Source organism: Flavobacterium sp. WC2416 (assembly GCF_041200095.1).
Lineage (GTDB): Bacteria > Bacteroidota > Bacteroidia > Flavobacteriales > Flavobacteriaceae > Flavobacterium.
Genome location: NZ_CP165626.1, coordinates 2,843,534 through 2,862,431, shown reverse-complemented (window position 1 = coordinate 2,862,431; position 18,898 = coordinate 2,843,534). Strand labels below are relative to the sequence as shown.

General features: G+C 34.1%; 12 protein-coding genes and 1 pseudogene. 4 read left to right on the top strand and 9 right to left on the bottom strand.

Features of this window, described 5'->3' with window-relative positions; translation table 11 throughout:
• Positions 1-185 precede the first annotated feature (185 nt).
• The 3 genes from AB3G39_RS12075 to AB3G39_RS12065 all read right to left on the bottom strand — a co-directional run bounded on the left by AB3G39_RS12075 (position 186) and on the right by AB3G39_RS12065 (position 3,261).
• Positions 186-668 carry a hypothetical protein gene (locus AB3G39_RS12075; protein WP_369765323.1) on the bottom strand — a complete coding sequence of 161 codons (483 nt, stop codon included), beginning with the start codon at positions 666-668 and terminating at the stop codon, positions 186-188.
• Positions 669-675: 7 nt separating this feature from the next.
• Positions 676-1,779 (bottom strand): Fic family protein, encoded by a 1,104-nt coding sequence (locus AB3G39_RS12070; protein ID WP_369765322.1) that lies wholly within the window; start codon positions 1,777-1,779, stop codon positions 676-678.
• 237 nt (positions 1,780-2,016) lie between these two features.
• Positions 2,017-3,261 (bottom strand): site-specific integrase, encoded by a 1,245-nt coding sequence (locus AB3G39_RS12065; protein ID WP_369765321.1) that lies wholly within the window; start codon positions 3,259-3,261, stop codon positions 2,017-2,019.
• 1,018 nt (positions 3,262-4,279) lie between these two features.
• On the opposite strand from AB3G39_RS12065, the gene AB3G39_RS12060 reads away from it, so the two are divergent.
• Genes AB3G39_RS12060 through AB3G39_RS12045 form a run of 4 tightly spaced genes read left to right on the top strand, consistent with a single transcriptional unit; the run spans position 4,280 to position 5,919 of the window.
• Positions 4,280-5,035 carry a hypothetical protein gene (locus AB3G39_RS12060; protein ID WP_367769101.1) on the top strand — a complete coding sequence of 252 codons (756 nt, stop codon included), beginning with the start codon at positions 4,280-4,282 and terminating at the stop codon, positions 5,033-5,035.
• Position 5,036: 1 nt separating this feature from the next.
• Complete coding sequence (locus AB3G39_RS12055) at positions 5,037-5,462, top strand: DUF5675 family protein (RefSeq protein WP_367769104.1); 426 nt, start codon at positions 5,037-5,039, stop codon at positions 5,460-5,462.
• A gap of 15 nt (positions 5,463-5,477) precedes the next feature.
• Positions 5,478-5,756 (top strand): hypothetical protein, encoded by a 279-nt coding sequence (locus AB3G39_RS12050; RefSeq protein WP_367769107.1) that lies wholly within the window; start codon positions 5,478-5,480, stop codon positions 5,754-5,756.
• On the top strand, positions 5,743-5,919 hold the full coding sequence (locus AB3G39_RS12045; protein WP_170066898.1) for a hypothetical protein: 177 nt from the start codon (positions 5,743-5,745) through the stop codon (positions 5,917-5,919). The genes AB3G39_RS12050 and AB3G39_RS12045 overlap by 14 nt, the downstream gene beginning before the upstream one ends.
• Positions 5,920-5,990: 71 nt before the next feature.
• Here AB3G39_RS12045 and AB3G39_RS12040 read toward each other — a convergent pair whose 3' ends face one another.
• The 6 genes and pseudogenes from AB3G39_RS12040 to AB3G39_RS12015 all read right to left on the bottom strand — a co-directional run.
• Positions 5,991-6,410 carry a hypothetical protein gene (locus tag AB3G39_RS12040; protein ID WP_367769110.1) on the bottom strand — a complete coding sequence of 140 codons (420 nt, stop codon included), beginning with the start codon at positions 6,408-6,410 and terminating at the stop codon, positions 5,991-5,993.
• A 1,056-nt stretch (positions 6,411-7,466) separates the two neighbouring features.
• Entirely contained in the window at positions 7,467-8,846 is a 1,380-nt protein-coding gene (locus AB3G39_RS12035; protein WP_367769113.1) for an ATP-binding protein, read from the bottom strand.
• An 8-nt stretch (positions 8,847-8,854) separates the two neighbouring features.
• The gene (locus AB3G39_RS12030; RefSeq protein WP_367769115.1) at positions 8,855-13,297 is read right to left on the bottom strand and encodes an NACHT domain-containing NTPase; all 4,443 of its coding nucleotides are present in this window, start codon (positions 13,295-13,297) and stop codon (positions 8,855-8,857) included.
• Between the two features lie 12 nt (positions 13,298-13,309).
• Positions 13,310-16,471: a TaqI-like C-terminal specificity domain-containing protein gene (locus AB3G39_RS12025; protein WP_367769118.1), complete on the bottom strand. Its 3,162-nt coding sequence runs from the start codon at positions 16,469-16,471 to the stop codon at positions 13,310-13,312.
• A gap of 161 nt (positions 16,472-16,632) precedes the next feature.
• On the bottom strand, positions 16,633-18,651 hold the full coding sequence (locus AB3G39_RS12020; RefSeq protein ID WP_369753573.1) for a heavy metal translocating P-type ATPase: 2,019 nt from the start codon (positions 18,649-18,651) through the stop codon (positions 16,633-16,635).
• Positions 18,652-18,667: 16 nt separating this feature from the next.
• Positions 18,668-18,868, bottom strand: a pseudogene (locus AB3G39_RS12015) (GDCCVxC domain-containing (seleno)protein); the annotation flags it as partial.
• Positions 18,869-18,898: the final 30 nt, after the last annotated feature.

The following is an 18,898-nucleotide window of genomic DNA, read 5'->3' as shown; positions in this document are numbered from 1 at the left end:
ATATAGCTCAGAGATTGTGGGAAACCGTAAAGTGAATGCTTAGTTTGTATAAATTTCATACAGTTTGACTCATTTTAATTTCATTTGTGTAAATAAACGGCATTTTGTAGGATTGTAACATACCCACTTTTAGTGATATTGATAAAATATTTTTACCAGTTCATCTGTACTTTTTCAACTATAAACTATTGTAATTTAACAACTTGGTTTTGTTGAAGGTTAAAGTTGTCTAAGTATGCTTGTATTTCATACAAATGTATCAATACAGTTTGCTGTCTAGTGCTTTGAGGTAATTGCAGCAAATGGAAGGTTTCGAACAAAATTGGACTTACTGGAATTTTTTCTAAAATAATGAATATTGCCTGATGTAGTGTTTTGTTGCTGCAGTGGATAGTGTGGTTTTTGAGATGGATGTGAATGGTCTGTTTTTCGCCGTATTCTTCCAAAGTAATTGGAATGAATTTTACCTGATCCTGTTTGAGATTTATATCCTGAATGATAAAGGGGGTGTCCAGTTTATTTATCCTTTTTTCTATGGTTTCTTTTGAGTCAATAAAGGCTGTGAATTTCCATGTTTTTAATACTGGAGCATTGTCTATCAGGTCAATAACTTGTTTGAATAATTTGTGATTGCAAGTGGCGGTGATTATTAATTCGAATTGGTCCATTGACCTTTTAGGAAAGACAATGATATTGTGACCGTAGTTTATATGAAGTTCCTCTGCCGCTTCCCTCTTGTTCCATGATGCCTTTAACCATTAAATCTTGAATATCTCTAAGAGCGGTATCGGTAGAAACTTTGGTGATTTTGGCATACTTAGAAACCGTAAGCTTGCCAAAAAAATCATCGAAAAGCAGTTTCAGTATATTTTGCTGACGAAGGTTAAAGTCGGTATTACGATGAGTTTCCCAAAATTGGGCACGCTTTAAAGTTGCAGCGATAGTTTCATCAGTCTGTGCCATCGATTGCAATAAGCAATTCAGAAACCATTTCAGCCAGGCTGTAATATCTAAACCGCCTTTTTGGGTAGTTTCTAGTATATCGTAATACTTGTCGCGATTTGCCTGAATCTGGGCTGACATCGAATAAAATCGTTGTTTGCTTTTATCTGCACGAGCCAGTTGCATATCGGTTATAGCTCTTGTTAGACGTCCATTTCCGTCTTCAAAGGGGTGTATGGTAACAAACCATAAGTGGGCGAATGCGGCTTTTAGTACAGGATCAATATCTTGATTGCTGTTAAACCACTCTAAAAAAGTATTCATTTCTATAGCTACTTTAGCAGGACCTGGTGCTTCAAAATGAATCGTTTCTTTTCCCATTGGGCCAGAAGTTACCCGCATTGCATCTTCGCGCCAAGCTGCAGTTTTTATTTTATGCATTCCACTTCGTCCAGTTGGAAAAAGAGCCGCATGCCATCCAAACAAACGGTCGTCGCTTAAGGGTTCATCATATCGTTGGGTAGCATCCAATAGCATTTCTACAACACCTTCAACATTGCGTTCTGCAGGAACAGCACCAGCAATTTCAATTCCCAAACGTCTTGCAACCGAAGAACGTACCTGTTCTGGATTTAATTTTTCTCCTTCAATTTCGCTTGACTTTAGTACATCTAAAGTCAAGGTTTTAAGCACGGTTTCTTCTTGCAATCGAAAACCAAGGCCTTGCATCACTCCAAGTATTATGCCTTGCCGATGTCTAACTTCTCCTAACAAAGGAGTGATTACGTCAGCATCCCAAGTAAATTTTGGCCAATTTTTATTTTGATGAATATACATGATTACCGCATTTTTGCGGTAAATATATAGATTTTTTACCGCAAATAAAGTGCTATGCGGTGATTATTTTGATTTAACACCGCATTATTGCGGTGAATACAAGGCGTAATCACCGCATAATTATAAAAAAAATATCGTTGTTGATTTTTTATATAGGCTAACAGGAAGCTGTATTGAAGCTTTATATCGTTCACAATAAGTAAAGATTACTAATAACAGCTAAACAGTTGTAGCATATTAGTTTGTTTTTTGTTCTTTTTTTGCCGCTATTGTACTGAATTTTTCTCGCAGTATTTTCATGTCTTCACCCACTTTTTTGTCCAGCACTTTTGCGTAATGCTGTGTAGTTCTCAAATTTTTATGTCCCAGCATTTTGCTCACGCTTTCAATGGGAACACCATTTGTGAGTGTTACAGTCGTTGCAAAAGTATGTCGGGCAATGTGAAAGGTGAGTTCTTTTTCAATCTCGCAAACGCCCGCTATTTCTTTTAAATAGGCATTCATTTTTTGATTGCTCAAAATAGGAAGTAGTTTGTTTTGGTTGTTGCATTCCGGATGGTCGTCATATTTATCAATAATCATTTGTGTTATTGGAAGGATTGGAATTTTAGAGGCGGTTTCTGTTTTCTGTCTGTGAGTGAAGATCCATTTTTCACCATCAATACCTAGGTTTATATGTGATTTTGTCAAGTTTTTGACATCAATGTACGCTAATCCTGTAAAGCAGCTGAAAAGGAAGATATCGCGTACGAGGGATAGTCGTTCCGTTTTGAAATCTTTGTTAATGATGGTTTCTATTTCGCCTTCCGATAGATACACACGTTCCACTTCTTTGACTTTCGCTTTGTAGTTGTCAAATGGATTTCTGTCTATCCAATGATTAGCCAAGCAGATCTTGATTATTTTGCTGAAGTTCTTGATGTATTTAACCGCGGTATTGTTGGCACAATTACGCACGCTTCTCAAAAAGAATTCATACTCCATTATAAAGGCATGATCTATTTTCTTGATGTCGATATCTGAAACTTTGTATTTCCATTCTAGAAACTCTACTGTATGCTTTAAAGAAGTGTTGTAACGTTCCAATGTTCCCAGGGCGTATTCCTTTCCTACCAATTCCTTGATTTTGTTGTTGTGATCCTTGAAGATTGGAATTAGCATTCGTTTGTTTTCGTCAATGCCGAATATTTTGCATTTCAAAGACCCTATAGTAATGGGTAGGTTTTTATGGAGGAGTTCCATTTGGGCATCAATGATTTTAATCTTGAGCAAATCAAGATGTCTGTTTATTGAACGAGCTTCTTCTGAGTTGCCTTTCATTTTTCCTCCTTCAGAGGACCATTTGGCTCCTTCAACAGATCGGCTGGTGCTCATCTCAAACCTTTGTCCGTTAATGGTTATTCTAGAATAAATAGGTAGTAAACCTTTTGCTGTGGCTTTTGCTCTCCTTACGTAAAAGAGAATGGATACTTTTGTTTTCATCGTGGGTAACCTTTTAGTGATTATTAAATTTAATTTTTAATAAAATAACGCACAAGATGTTCAACTGTTGAACAGGCTCTAAAGTCTTGTGATTACTAGAAATTCGATGAAATTCGGTGACCCATTTTAAAATTAGGAATAGGTCACCGAATTTGCCTCATTCGATACACGATTTAATGAATAAAAGGGGGATTGGCTAAAAGCAAAAACCCTCTAAATCATACGATTTAAAGGGTTTTAATTCAATTTGTAATACTACTGGCGGAGAAAGAGGGAGTTGTTTGTTTTTCTAAAGCGCCGTAAAATAAGGCTTCGCAAAGCTTTTATTTTAAGTGACACCTCAACTGACACCTCTCAATATGTTAGCAAATTGTTCTAAATTCCAATTACCAAATATAAGTGTTTTTTTGCTGGAATTAATGATTAATTGTCATAATTTGAACTGGTTAACCATTTTTTTTAAACAGGCATTGGTTCAAAATTTAGTTACCTAAAATATAATTTCTACCCAATTATCAAAGGTTCAACTTGTTCAATTTTTAAGCTGGTATATTGGCAAAACTCCTCGACAGATACAAACTCATTTTGGAGCTTGTTGAGCTCCTTTCTTATTTTTTGAAGTAGTCTAATACTTTGGCGATAACTCTTTCCGGTTATGCGTTGTATATCCTTAGGGTATATACATAATCTATTGTTTTTGGCTCTCATACTCTATCTATGACTTTGATTGGGCTTTGCCTAGCTTGAAACCTATATGGTTCAAGTTCTGGCATTCCATAAAAATAGTAAATAATTCCTTTGGTTTAGAAGCGGAAATCTACTCCCGTCAATGTTGGTTGTAAAAGGGTATTTAGGTCATTTTATGCCATTTGTGTCACAAAGTGACATATGGGATAGGGGAGTCTTTTTTATGTGATTTAATTGGCTAAAATTTGTTTCATAATCAATCGAAAAGTGTTGCAACAGGATGATGATTGAAAGAGTTTTAATTGAATAATTAATCTAAATTTTAGGAATTATGGCAAGACAGAAAGGCATAATTAAATTGAAGGGTACTATCGGAGATATTACCTTTTACAAAACCAAAGATGGGCATTTGGCCCGTGAAAAAGGTGGTGTTGATGCGAGCAGAATTAAAAGTGATCCTGCATTTCAAAGAACCCGTGAAAACGGGGCCGAATTTGGAAGGGCAGGTAAAGCCGGTAAAACGCTCAGAACAGCTTTGAGAACTTTGCTTATTAATTCTGCTGATAGTAGAATGGTGAGCCGTTTAACCCAGTCTATGGTCAAAGTGATTCAAGCGGATTTAGTGAACGACAGAGGGTTGCGTAATGTAATTGATGGAGAAGCGGAATTGCTTGTGGGTTTTGATTTTAATATCACTGGAAAATTAGGGACTACTTTATTTGTTCCTTTTGTAGGTACAATTGATAGAGTGGCTGGTGAGATTTCGGTTGCGGTGGATCCTTTTGTACCTGCCAATATGATTGCTGCTCCAGGTGGAACAACTCACTATAAAATTATTTCAGCGGGAGCCGAAATTAATTTTGAGGCGGAAACTTTCGTTGTTTCTAGTTCTGAAACAGTCATCCAACCGTGGGATTCAACTCCAGTAGTAGCCATTAATCAATTGAATGCAGTGACTCCAAACAGTGTAAGTCCGTTGTTTTTAGCTTTAGGTCTGGAGTTTTATCAGGAGGTAAATGGAAAAATGTATCCATTGAAAAATGGGGCTTACAATCCGTTGTCATTGGTACAGGTAAGCGGTCTGTAAGATGGTTTTAGTGTTGAATAGAAGCTATTTTCCCGAGGGAACACAAGGATTTTTGGAATGGAACGGCACTTTAGTTTGTTATACCATCGAGTTGCCTTGGTTGCAAAACCAACAACGAGTTTCTTGTATTCCCGAAGGAGAATACGTTTTACAGAAGCGTTTTAGCCCAAAATTCAAATGGCATTTGCATTTAAAAAATGTTCCAGGTCGAGATTTTATATTAATCCATCCTGCTAATGATGCTAAAAAAGAACTGTTGGGCTGTATCGCTCCCGTAACGATACAAACCGGAATAGGGAAGGGCAGCGGCTCTCGAATAGCGTTGGAGAAGTTGAAAGCTCTTGTTTATAAAGCTTTGGCAAACAACGAAGAAGTGAAAATAAAGATCCAATCTAATCCTTCGACTCCGCTCAGGATGGCAAGGTAAAAAAGTAAAGTAATTATGAATATAGTTGAACGTGCGAAAGCACCAACCCCAAAGTTTTTTAAGGTTTTGAGAAGTATTGGAATGGCCCTATTGGCTATCAGCGGGATTATAATTGCGGCTCCGGTAGTTTTACCTGTAGCCGTTGTCAGTATTGCCGGATATGCAGCCCTTGCGGGAGGTGTTATTTCGGTAATCAGTCAAATTACGGTTGATGATGAGGCAAACCGAGAGCGGTCCATAGTGAACCGGTTGAAAAAAGACAATCAAAATTTACCCCGAGATGGAATCAAATAACAGCTTGCAAATCGGAACCGCATCCGGAACTTTATTAAGTGTGATGCCAAATATTGTTTCTGAAGATATTCTAAAAACGATTATCTTAGCGGTAATTGGAGCTATTATTAGTTTCATTATTTCGCTCCTTTTAAAAGGATTGACAAAATTTAAAAAGAAATAATTCGGGTTTGGATTGGTAACCTTTTCCCGAATTTACATGAGAGCCTGATCGAGAGATCAGGCTTTTTTTTGTTATTTACAATACCTCAATAATATCACTCTTTTCATTTCACTGATAAGGACAATATTCTTCTTTAATTGGTCCTCTTTTTGTTCCAATAACCTCAACGCCTGGATTTGTTTTTTATGCAGTTCGTGTTCTTGTAGCATTTCGTTAACTTTTGACATAAAATCCTTTTTAAAATCAGCAATTCTTAAAAATGGAATTACGGACCCCAATAATGATTGGTGCCAGAATTTTGCTTTCCATAAACTATAAGCTAACCAATACACTGTTTCGGCATCTTCATCGTTTTGAAATAGGATTACAAAGCTATTGGTAAATGGTTCTTTTTGAGGCTTGCCACTGTTCATTCCTTTGTTCAGAATAAAGATTTGGTTTGCTCTGTAAACAGCATTTTTTTGGTGTGTTTTGATGATGAAATTCGGCATAGCGCTTTGGTGTTAAAGATTCGACCTTAATTTTTCGGAAAAGAAAAAAGAGAAAAAAAGAAAGCCGTTATAACAGCAGAAATGACGAACGAAAATGGAGGGAAGAATGACCGACTGAAAGTGAGGAATGAATGCTATTCTTGCTGGATTTTTTTCTTTTTCTTTTCAGAAAAATGCACTATCGTACTGGTTGATGTTTCTCAGGGGAGTTCTTGAAGAAACGGCAATTAACACCCCCAAGCACCGCAAGGAGCAAAAAAAGTGGTGCCCCTTTTGAGGGCAAGGAATTTTTTTTTGCGGATGAGGAGCGCCGTGGCGGGGTTGCGGCAATCGAACAGCCACCATAGACGCGAGAGTTGAGCGGAGGTACGGAGCGAAACGTAGCGGCTATGAGCGTGAAACGGCGGGTAAAAAATAGAAGACAACCGCCTTTGTGGCGGTGTACCTTGATTAAGGGCAAAGCTACCGAGCCAACTGATAATTGATAGTGGATAATTGATAATTGAAAATGGAGGCTTCTAAGATAACGCAAGTGAGGTAAGCGGAGCCAAGCCCGATGGCTGTGCGAAGGAGCAACCGCTGAAAAAACGGAGGGCTGCAGACATAATATGGCTGGAATGCAGTGAAACGTACCCGCGGCGGCGGGGGAGTGTAACGAAATGAAGCGGTATTGTGGATGCATAAGCCCGACCGAACGTAGGAAGTGAACGTGTGAAGATGAGGAACAAGCAGTGCAAAAAAAAAACAGCTGCTTATTTTCAAGCTGCTGTTTTTATTGTGACTGCGCCGTGCCTGTGGAACGGAGGGAAACCTGAATATTAAATTGAAATAATAAATAGACTATTTACCAAAAGGGCTCTTATGAAAATGGCGGGTTGACCGACTGGAACAGCCGAACGGAACAAAGGGAACGACCGAAGAGAGACCTCTTGATTGCTCGTGATGTTGATTTCCTAAATTGTCTTATGAAATAGGATTCAATCATTCTTATAAATTCCAATGGTGGATTAATGATCCTAATTTGTTCTAGGTTTTCTACCCACCTTTTCTACCCACCTACGGTAATTTGAACTTGATCATCCATTCACCACCTTTTGCGCCACCTTCTCTTTCCAGTAAGCCTAATTCTTTTAGCGCTTCTATGTTGTTGTCAATAGCAGTGCCACTTAAGCCGATATTTGATTCGAGTTTCTTTTTTGAGATTTTACTGTTGTAATGAATAGCCTTTAATATTTCTATTCTGTTTTCGGATAGTTTTTCTACCCACTTATCTACCCACTTATCGAAATCAAATGGTCTTCGGAATGTTACTGTAAACATTCCATCAATATTAAATTCTGGTGGAGTTAATCCTTCTTCAAGCATCAAGTCTCTCATTCTGCTAATACCAGAACCTATTTGTTCCACCATTCGCATTCTTTCGAATAACCCAAAAATTAGAGGATTACGGCTTAAGCTTCTTTTACCAAATTCATTTCGGGGAATAGCACTAACTAATCCGCCAGGATTACTAATTTCTACACGATCATCAAACAATTCTATTGTAATTCTACCGCCTTTATCATAGTAATCACGATGTGCTAATGAGTTTATGATTGCTTCCTTGAAAACAGTTTCCGGAATTTCCCATAACTCTTTTCTTGGTTTGGAACCTTCTCCCTCAATTTCATAGCGGATATCAAGTTTAGAGTGAAGCCAATACATGCTTTTTAGAAATTGTTGATACAGTGCACCGGTCATTATTTTATCATCAATAATGTACCTTTTGTCTGTTCCGTCAAATGCGATACATCGTATAACTGCTTTTTCAAAAAAGTGTTCCGGTTCTTTGGCAAAGAATAACACCCCGCCATTTTTTAAATATCCTTCTTTTGTAGTTAATCTCAAATTGCGGAATATTTGTTCATCAGAAATAGTGTTGTTTAATCCTGCCTCTGTTCTAAATACGGCTATATTGTCTTTGTCAAGGTCAGTTACTATGTTTACTTCTGTGCATGGCGCTTCGTCAAAATAAATTCTGTCCGCTTGTTGAAAAAAGTCTCTCATTTCTTCGACAGTAGTTAGCTTTTGTGAATTTGGACCTTGTCGTACATAAATTGCACCCGACAAAACATAAGGTTTGTTTGCACCCGATGGCACTTCAATGGCCGTAATTTGTTTACCTTCTATTTCAATACTATAGGTTTCACATTGTAGCGATGGAGATATTTCGTTTATTGAGTTTTGAATTGCAGAACGTTTTGCATTGTCAATAGTTACTCCTTGTATTAAATTATTATCATCTACACCAATAAGAACTACACCACCGGAGGCATTTGCAAAAGCACATACCTCTTCTGTAATATCTTTTACCTTGCTAGGGAGACTTACTTTGAATTCTGCATTATATCCTTCTCCTGAGCTTATGATTGATTGTATCTCTTTGACTGACAGCATATTTTTTATTATTTTAAAGAATCAATTGCTTTGTTCGACGACAATCTTAAATGTTCGAGTTTAAGCATTTCGTCAAAAATAACTAATACTTGCTCAATCTGTTTCTTATTGTCTTTAAAATTATTATTTAAACTACTATAAATAGAAAGTACCAATTGAACCGGTTCGGTATCATAATGTCCTCTATTTTGAATGTTTGGAACCCTGTTAAATTTCATGCTTTTTACTAATTCTAAACATTCAATAGGGTAGTCTTTTGTATTCTTCAATAGATATTGTAAAAAATATCTGGGATCTTTCCGGAACAGATCAGATTTTGCATAAACTTTCATAAAAGAAAATAAAACGTTAAAGTTTGAAGAATTAAACTTTCGAAGTATTAAACCTGAATATGAACTAGCAAAATCATCTTCTTTTTCATCAAGAAATTGAAATAATATTTCGATACATTTATTGTCTAATATACCATCTTTAAATAAATTTTTTTCAGCAATATGTATTGACTTTAATCTGGCAGTTTTGCTTTTCGAAATTAATCTATTATAATATTCTTTCTTCTTATCATAGCCTAGGAGCCAGCTATGAACAATTAAAACACTACCATTATTATGTAATTCTTCATTATCAATAATTTTATTGAATAACGGTTTCATTTCCTGATAAAATTCATTCTTTAAATAACTGGCCGCCAGAAAAGAATTTTTTAAAAGCGTTAGGTCATCAGTATCTGTTAATTTGATGAAAATTTTAAAAGTTCTATCTAAATCTAAGTGATTCAAATAAGCCAATTCAAATAAAACTGCCACCCTTACTGAAAGCTGCGGGTCATTTATTACTTGTTCAGCTGTACTGAAAATGATTTCCTTAAACCCCGGATTGTAGGAACACTTTATTAGTTTATGGATGGCAGCACCTCTAACAGAATTTAAACTATCGTGTAAAGGATCATTCGGATTAAGAGGCTTTTCTGGATTTGGATGATTTAAAGCCAAATTAGCTAAATAATTTAATATTTCTAAATCGACAGCCTTATTCCCAATGAAATAATCCACATTCCAAACAGAATAAAGAGTGTTAGTTTGGTTAAGATTTCCATTTATGAGTTTTAAATAAAATTTCTTTACTTTTAAAACATCATATTTTGCCTTTATTAAACCAGATATACCTGAAAATAAATAATCTATTGATATATTTTCAGTTTCAAATAATTCGATAATTAATGGATAAAACCTATCGGCATCATTACTTACCTCTTCTTCAAAAGACCTAGAATGCTCTAATTTCCCCCCTTTTGAGTTGCCACTAAATCTATCTTTTTGATAATCATCCCCAAATACTAAAATACTATTTTTCCAATCTGCATTGTTCATTTTCTTGTAAGCTTTACTAGAAAGAGGAGGCCCAATACAACTCCAACTAACATTACTTCCATCTAACTGTTTTTCATTAACTTCGCCAAACTTCCTTTCTAATTCTTGATGTGCTTTTTTTAATATTGGAATATCATAAACTTCTTCTTTTGGCAAAGCATCAATAAATAAATATTTTTTTTTACCATAAAAACTAAGTGCAGGTTTTCTTTTATTGTTTGCATCGGTATAGAAATAAAAATCAGCGGGGTGTTTTATCGATAATAGAATTTGAGAAATTTTAATTTTATCTTCTGCAGAATAGATATAAAAACTTTTGCTAATAAGATTTCTTAGATATAACTGAAATTTATCATCAATTCCATTAAATCCATTTTTTACATATATAATATTAATAAGTTCAAGGATTTCATTTTTATATAATAATGGGATTTCGGATAATCCCAAAATCAAAATTTTAAGATGCGATACAGAATTTGATTTTGAATTTTCTTTAAAAAAAGCTTTTAAATATTTCTTATCCCTTGCTTTAGATTTGATATATTCAGTTAATAAATTCTCTATAAAATCATCGGCATTTTCCTTAATATCACTTTCAAATAATTCTGAAAATTTAGAACTTTCATATAAGGGGCTATTAATTTCATCGTGGCTACCGGTATACTTAGTATCCTCAATAATTTCATCAAATATCATAAAGAAGAAGATGAAAGTTTCATCAGGATTCAATTCATTCATCTTTTCAAACAAGCTTACTTGGTCATGACTGAAGTTAATTGTAAAAGAATTTTCGTCGAAGCATTTTAAAATAATTGGCTTAAGCTTTTCAAAAACATACTCTGGATGTTTTTTGAAAATCTTTTCTAAAATCTGATAATGCCAGAAATCATCTTTCTTTTTATCAGATTGACTAAAAGGAAAATAAGTGTCAAATAGCTTAAGTAATTTGCTGTTTTCCCATTCTTCAACATTCGTTAGAAATCTATTTATAAAATATTGTTTTTCAGAAAAATCAGGAACTTTATCAAAATAATCCATAATGATATCTAAGCCTTTATGTGTATTATTTATATAAAGTCGCAAAATTAAATTTAATCTGATGTCCTTTTGTTTTGCATAATTGTATTTTGGAGCATTTTCAGGGTTAATAATTTTTTTGGTTATTAAGTTTTCATGGAGATTGTTTTTCCATTTTTTCTCATAAGTGAAATATGTTAATGGTATATTTTTATTGAGTATAAACGCTAGCCATCCTTTTGAGAAAATTGAACTAATAAAAATTTCGGTATATTTAAAATTGGTTAAAATTAGTTTTGAAACAATCATTTTCTCCTCTTCAGAAGGATTGTTTACCTCTCCTAAACTTGTAATTACTAATGTCTTTATATGGAATCTATATCTTGAAGATTTTATTAATTTGCTTATTGTATTAGAATATTCTTTGGGATTAAATTCTCTGTAATATTCGACAACCATTTTTACAGTTGATCTTACATACAAGCTTTGATTATTTTCTTGAATGTATTTTTCTAAAGATTTTCTGTTTTCTACAAATTGTCTGGAAAACGTATAATCATAAAATGTTTGATGGAAGAATTGCAATTCATCATTATTTTCGACAAGTAAATGATTGCTCTTTAAATAATTAATTTCCTGGAAATTTTCATTGTCAAATATATTCTTAATTGTGATTTGCTGATCTTCATACATTTTATCAGCAATCTTATATAAAATTGATTTTAAATCTAATCCCTGTTTACTAGATATTAATTGTTTCCATAGCGAATCATATAAATCCTTCAAGGAAGTTAATGAATCAAGATTTAATTTTTGCTTATTAGGTAATTTGCAAAATATATCCAGATGATTAGGGACAGTCAATAACTCTAAAAGCTCTTCAGAAGTATTATTAATTCCATACTTTGATAAAACCTCTTTGACTTTTTCTTTCGAAATTGATGTTATTTTAACTTTTGAATATTTGTCTGATTTATATATGCTTAACTCTGCATCATAATTTAAATCATAACTTCTAGTAGATATAATTATTCTTATGTTTTTATGATATGATAGATCAGCAATTAATCTATTATAAGTTTGAATATATTCCCTGTTTGAAGAAAGAGATTGAGAAAGGGCATCTAGTTGGTCAACAATAATGACTAAATTTTTATTTTTATCATTATATAGTTTTGCTATAGCTTCTATTGAAATATTTTCTTTTTGAAATATCTTTTTTTCTAACTCAATTCTATCAGCAGCAAAGTATTTGTCTGCTTTTATTCCCAAAACATCTATTTCATCTTTTTTAAGTTTTAATAATAAGTCTTTTAGAACAACTGTTTTTCCATATCCTTTTTCGCCCTCTAGTATAAAAACATTTTTTTCATTAACTTTTAAAACATTTTTTATCCAATTATAAATTTTTGGGGTTTCTTCTCTTTCAATGTGCGTTTCAATATTTTCTCCAAAAAAATGCGGTGCGCTTTCAAGATAAAAATTTGCTTTTTCCAATTCAATTTTAGCATCTTCAAAGGAAATTATATTAAAAGCTTTATTGCTGATATCATCAATTTTTTTATCAATTGTATCTAATTTTAAAGAGTCTTCTAATTTAAATACTTGATTGAAAAGTTTATGTTCTTTAAATAAATCGATTAAATCATTACCGTCCTTTAAATTAATAAATTCATGATCTAAAGAATAAGTTAATTTTGTTTTATCTACCCAATTACTCCACCATATGCTTTGTTTTAAATCAAGAATTCTTGGAATACAAAGAATCCATTCTTTCATTTCATAATCACTCGATATAATTGCTGTTTTGAATGATTCTCTAATTTGCTGTTGTTGTGAATTGCCAAACTCCTCCAGAAAGAATTTACATTGAATTACTATAATAGGTTCGATGCCAATCTCACCAATAAAAACATCAATACCACCATCTCCTTGTGAAACTTTTACAGTTTTTACATTTTTGTTTGGATAAATAGTATTAAAAAGTGTAGCACAATCTTTCTCAAATGCAGCTCTAGCTCCTTCAATATTTGTATTTCTAACTTTGTAGTCTTGCCAATCCATGGTTTACTATACTTAATTACTTTCCACAATCTCTATCTCTTCCTCACTCAAACCATACAACTCATACACCATTTTATCAATAGCTTTTTCGGTTGTTTCTATTTGTGATTTGAGGTTTTGGGCTTTGGTTTTGTTTTCTTCAAATAGATCCAGCCATTCAAACTCGTCTTTTTTCGTGAGGGGAGTTTGTCCAGCTGTTTTAATCGCTTTGTTGAGTTCTGTGATGAAATCAGCAAATGATAATTCGCTCCAGTTTTCAAGTTTTTTTGAATTTAAATTTAAAATATTGAATTTTGAATTAAGAAAACTTAAAAACTTAACTCTAGATTGTTCTTCTTTTAAGTTTATTTCTAATAATTTATCAATATTTGTTGAAATCAAATTTTCATTAATTAATATTGGAATTGGAAGCCATTCAATATTTATTTTTTTAACTTGAGGATAAACTTTACCTCCTTCGTCTAACTTCCAAGAGTATAAATATTTAAATAATTTTGAATTTAAAATCCCAAGTAAAAATTTCAAAGTAGCAACTTTATCATTTGCTTCAATTTTTAAATTTAAAGTGTGTAAAGTGTCAAGTGAGTAATAATTATCATTATCAAAAACTCCTATTATATGACTTGCAGTTTGTCTAATTAATATTTTTGGCTCATTAAAGTCTCTTTCATCTCTTGCCCAATGTAGACAATACCAAGGCAAATTGCCTTGTGCAGTTTCTCTTTTTTCAGACAACTTATTTTTAAATTGTTCTAATAATACCGATATCTTATTTTGAGTGTCTAGGTCAGTCTTTTTTGTAGAGTATAAGATATAGTCGTCATCAAAAAGAATTTTATTTCTGTGTATTGATTTCCCTTTTAATACTTTTTTAAAAATAGTTTCTGGTATTCCATTTTCAATAAAATAGTTTTTCTTTCCAATAAAAAAATCATTTCCTCCAGTTGTTATTCCTTGAGTTATTTTTAAAATATCACTTAATTTATGAGGACAATTTTTTATAAGCTTTTTAATATCAAAATTCCCAGTTGATTTTAAAATGAATCCATTTGAACTTAAGTTTTCGGAACTTAATAAAGGTATAATTGAACTCTCTAAAGATGTTATTTTCTCTTTTATATTTATTCCTCTAAAGTTTTCATCTTGGGCTTTAAATTTTGTTAAAATAATGATTGCAGTATCTACAATTGCATCTTCAAAAACATTTGTAAGACTAATTAACTGTTCTATATTATTTCCTTTTAAGAGCAGCTTTCTTAAGCTTGAAAATTGAGCGTAATCTATAAACGTATTAGGTGTTATATAACATAGTTTTCCTTCTGACTTAATTAAGTTTAAAGCTACTTCAAAAAACATAATGTACATATCAAATGTCCCCGAAAATGAGGCTTCGAATTTTTTAAGTAAATATGTTTTTTCGGTTGAATTAAAGTAATCACCATAAGGCGGATTCCCAATAATCACATCAAAACCTCCTTTGGCAAATACTTCTGGGAATTGTTCCTTCCAGTTGAAAGCTTTTTCACCCGCAATGGCTTTGCTGTCAATAAGCGAGTTACCGCATTTAATGTTGTTGTTTAAGCTCGTGAGTTTTCGTTTGGGTTGGGCAGTACGCAACCACAAAGAGAGTTTTGCAATTTCTATGCTTTCTTCGTTGAGGTCGACCCCATAGATGTTGTGTTCCAGGATTTGGTTTTCGATATCGGGAAAGACAAAGAAACCTCCAAAGAGTTGTTTGTTGAGTTCGTCTAGGTAGGCGTGTTCCTTGATCAAGAAATCTAAGGCTTGGTTCAGGAAAGCTCCCGAGCCACAAGCTGGGTCACAGATAGTGAGTTCCAATAGCCATTCTCGGTAATCCTTGAGTTGGTTGTCCAGTTTTATGATGGTGGTGGTTTGACGGTTCTTGCGGCCTTTGGCGTATTCTTCGTCAATTATTCCTAGTTCTTGTTTTTTCTCAGTACAAAGTTTACCAATGGTGTTGTCGACTATGTATTTGGTAATGTATTTCGGGGTGTAGAAAACACCGTCTTTCTTGCGTTTGGTTTTTTGTTTGTCAAAATCGGTTCCTTCAATTTCGGCATTTACACTTTCGATTTCATTAAGTGAATGTTCGAAAATGTGCCCCAGAATGTTGACATCTACCTGACTTTCGAAATCATAAGTAGAAAGTTTTAAGGTATGGCGGTAGAGTAGTTCATTGTCTATGATCACGGCATCGAGAATCGCATCGGGTTGGAAGAGTCCACCGTTATAAGCAAAGATTTCTTCTTTCTTGTCGGTGCCTTTTCGACCTGTATCGAGATAGCCAAAGTATTGTTTGTAGCGATCGTAAAGTGGCATTTCGACATCCAAATCAGCCAAAGCTTTCCATTCTTTTAGCACGGTATTGATGGAGTTTGGAGCCAATAATCCTCGGTCTTCTGCAAAGAGGATAAACAGAAAACGGTCAATCAATTTTTGTGATTTTTGGAAAAGAATCAGTTTAGTAGTCTTTTCGGGTAAATCATTAAGTAAGATGTTAGATCGATTTTGTTTGACTAAATCCCGGTACAATTCGCGTTTGAATACGGAATAATCCCCATAGAATTTTTTAGTAATATTTTCTTCTTCTACTACTGAAGCTTCTTTTATGCTGAGTGGTCTGTTAGCCAAGATATTTTCTTTGGCCAGACAGAGGTAGAAGATTTCAAATGCGGCGTGGGTTAGGGTAAATAAGTTGAATTCTTCATAGTCTACGGCATTGTTGATGTAGAACCTCAACTTCTCGAAATTGGAGGTAATGACATAGATACAGCCTGTTTGGTTGGCTTTGTAATCAAAGGCTTGTTGGCGGATGCTTTCGAGGTCTTTGGTGTTGGTTCCCTTAAGTTCAATTACTGCTAGGGCATTTCCGTCTTTGAGGATGGCGCCGTCCACTTTTTTGGCTCCCTTTATGTTTTTAAGTTCCGTTGTCAGGTTGAAGCTTGGTGCTGGATTGAGTGTATAACCCAAAATATCCACAAACAATTCGCGTAAAAATCCTTCCTGGAATTGCTCTTCCTTACTGTTTCGAATGTTTTCTTGAATAACAGCGTTGTGAAAATACCTAGTGTATTTTTTATAGGCTTTCTGGACTAGAGCAGTATCTTGTTGACTCAAATATTTTTTGAGTACGGAGGGCTGAAATAATGACATTGGTAACGCTTTTGTTAGCTTACTAATGTAAGAATTTATTTTAGGATAAAGTAGGACGTCTGGAATGAGTTCTTAACAGAGTTATGCTATGCGTTTATTCAAAAAAAGGATGCTTGTATTTACAACAAACATCCTTTTTTGAATTAAATAACTAACTTAATTTAAAACTTCATTCGCTGTATTCTTACAGCGTTTAAAATAGCCAATAAAGCCACTCCAACATCAGCAAAAACGGCTTCCCACATAGTAGCTAAACCACTAGCACCAAGTACCAAAACAATTGCTTTTACGGCAAACGCTAAACCAATGTTTTGATACACGATTTGTTTGGTTTTTTTACCGATATTTATGGCTGTAAAAATCTTTGTAGGCTGGTCGTTTTGAATAACGATGTCAGCAGTTTCGATAGTGGCATCACTTCCTAAGCCACCCATTGCAATTCCGGCATCGGCAAGGGCAACGACAGGGGCATCATTAACACCATCGCCTACAAAGGCTATTTTTAGGTTTTGGGATATTAGTCCTTCAACTTTTTCAACTTTGTTTTCGGGCAACAAATCGCCATAGGCTTGATCAATATTTAATTCTTTGGCAACAGCATCAACAACGGCTTGTTTATCGCCTGAAAGCATTACAGTTTTGATATTTAACTTGTGTAAACTTTCGATAGCTTCTTTAGCATCTTCTTTAATTTCATCGGCAATTAAAAAGTATCCCGCATATTTTTGATTGATTGCTATAACGATTATTGTAAATGGCGTATTTTCGATTTCGGTATCATAACTAATGTTGAATTTCTTCATCAGTTTTATATTTCCTGCCAAGATTTCGTTTCCATCCACTTTTCCTTTAAGTCCGTGTCCTGCAATTTCTTCTACATCAGTAACGGTTGTATTTTTTTCTGACCCTTTGGCATATTCGATAATGGCAGTTCCGACCGGATGGGTAGATTTGGTTTCGAGTGCTGCTGTATATTTTACTAAATCATCTTCAGAAATACCTACTGCTACTACTTTTTGGACTTGAAATACGCCTTTGGTCAATGTTCCTGTTTTGTCCATAACGACCACTTGGATAGATGCCATTATATCAAGAAAATTAGATCCTTTGAACAAAATTCCGTTTTTGCTTGCTGCTCCAATACCACCAAAATAACCTAATGGAATGGAAATAACCAATGCACAAGGACAGGAGATAACTAAGAAAATTAATGCCCTGTACAACCAATCGTTGAAATTATAGTTTTCGACAAATAGCATTGGGAGTAAACAAATTCCGATTGCCAATACTACAACTATTGGCGTATATATTTTGGCAAATTTTCTAATGAATAATTCGGTTGGTGCTTTTTTAGCCGTAGCATCCTGAACCATTTGTAATATTTGGGACAATTTGCTGTCTGTATATGCTGTCGTAACTTCGACGAGAACAACTTTGTTCAGATTAATCATACCTGCAAGTACAATTTCTCCTTTTTGTTTGGTATCCGGTTTACTTTCTCCTGTTAAAGCTGCTGTATTTATAGAAGCATTGTCTGAAAGTAATTTTCCGTCTAGAGCTAGTTTTTCACCAGGTCTTAATTGGATAATTTCTCCAATAGTAATTTCTGATGCTTTTTTAGAAATTGTATTTTCCCCTTCCATTACCGTTGCTGTGTCGGGTCTTTGATCTAACAGCGATTTGATGTTCTTTTTAGCTCTTTGAACTGCCAATGTTTGAAAAATTTCGCCAATAGCATAAAATAACATTACTGCAACACCTTCTGCATATTCGCCAATGGCAAAAGCTCCAATGGTAGCAATTCCCATTAGAAAAAACTCTGAAAATATTTCTCCTTTCCGGATACTTTCATACGCTTCTTTCAGTACTGGGTAACCTACTAATAAGTAGGCTATTAAGTACCAGGATAAGCTTACGTAACCAACAAACCAGGTTGGTGTAAAATAGTTGTCTAAACCTATTGCAACAATTAAAAATATAAAACTTATGATTGCAGGCAAGAACATTTGAAATGTAGTGCGGTCGTCTCCTGAATGGTCGTGTCCATCATCATCAGCATGTTCAGATTTATAGTCCACGGTACAACATCCCGCTTGATTATCGGTTATTCTATTTATTTTTTCTTCAAGTGTGCAACAAAGCTGTTTGCCGTATGCATCGTATTTGTGTTGGTGTTTCATTTTGTTTTGATATTAATTAACAACAATTATCTCCTGCTTGTATTGGTGGACATTTTACCGAACCGTAGCTGCAATAAACACAACAATCTCCCTCTAATGGTTTGAGTATTGTTTTGCACTTTTCACATTCGTAAAAGAATTGACAAGCATCGGTTGGCATTATTTCTTCTTTTCTGTATCCACAGTTGGGGCAAGTTAAAGTTGATTTTAATTCAACTGTTTTCCCTTCATAGGTTGTACAACTCTC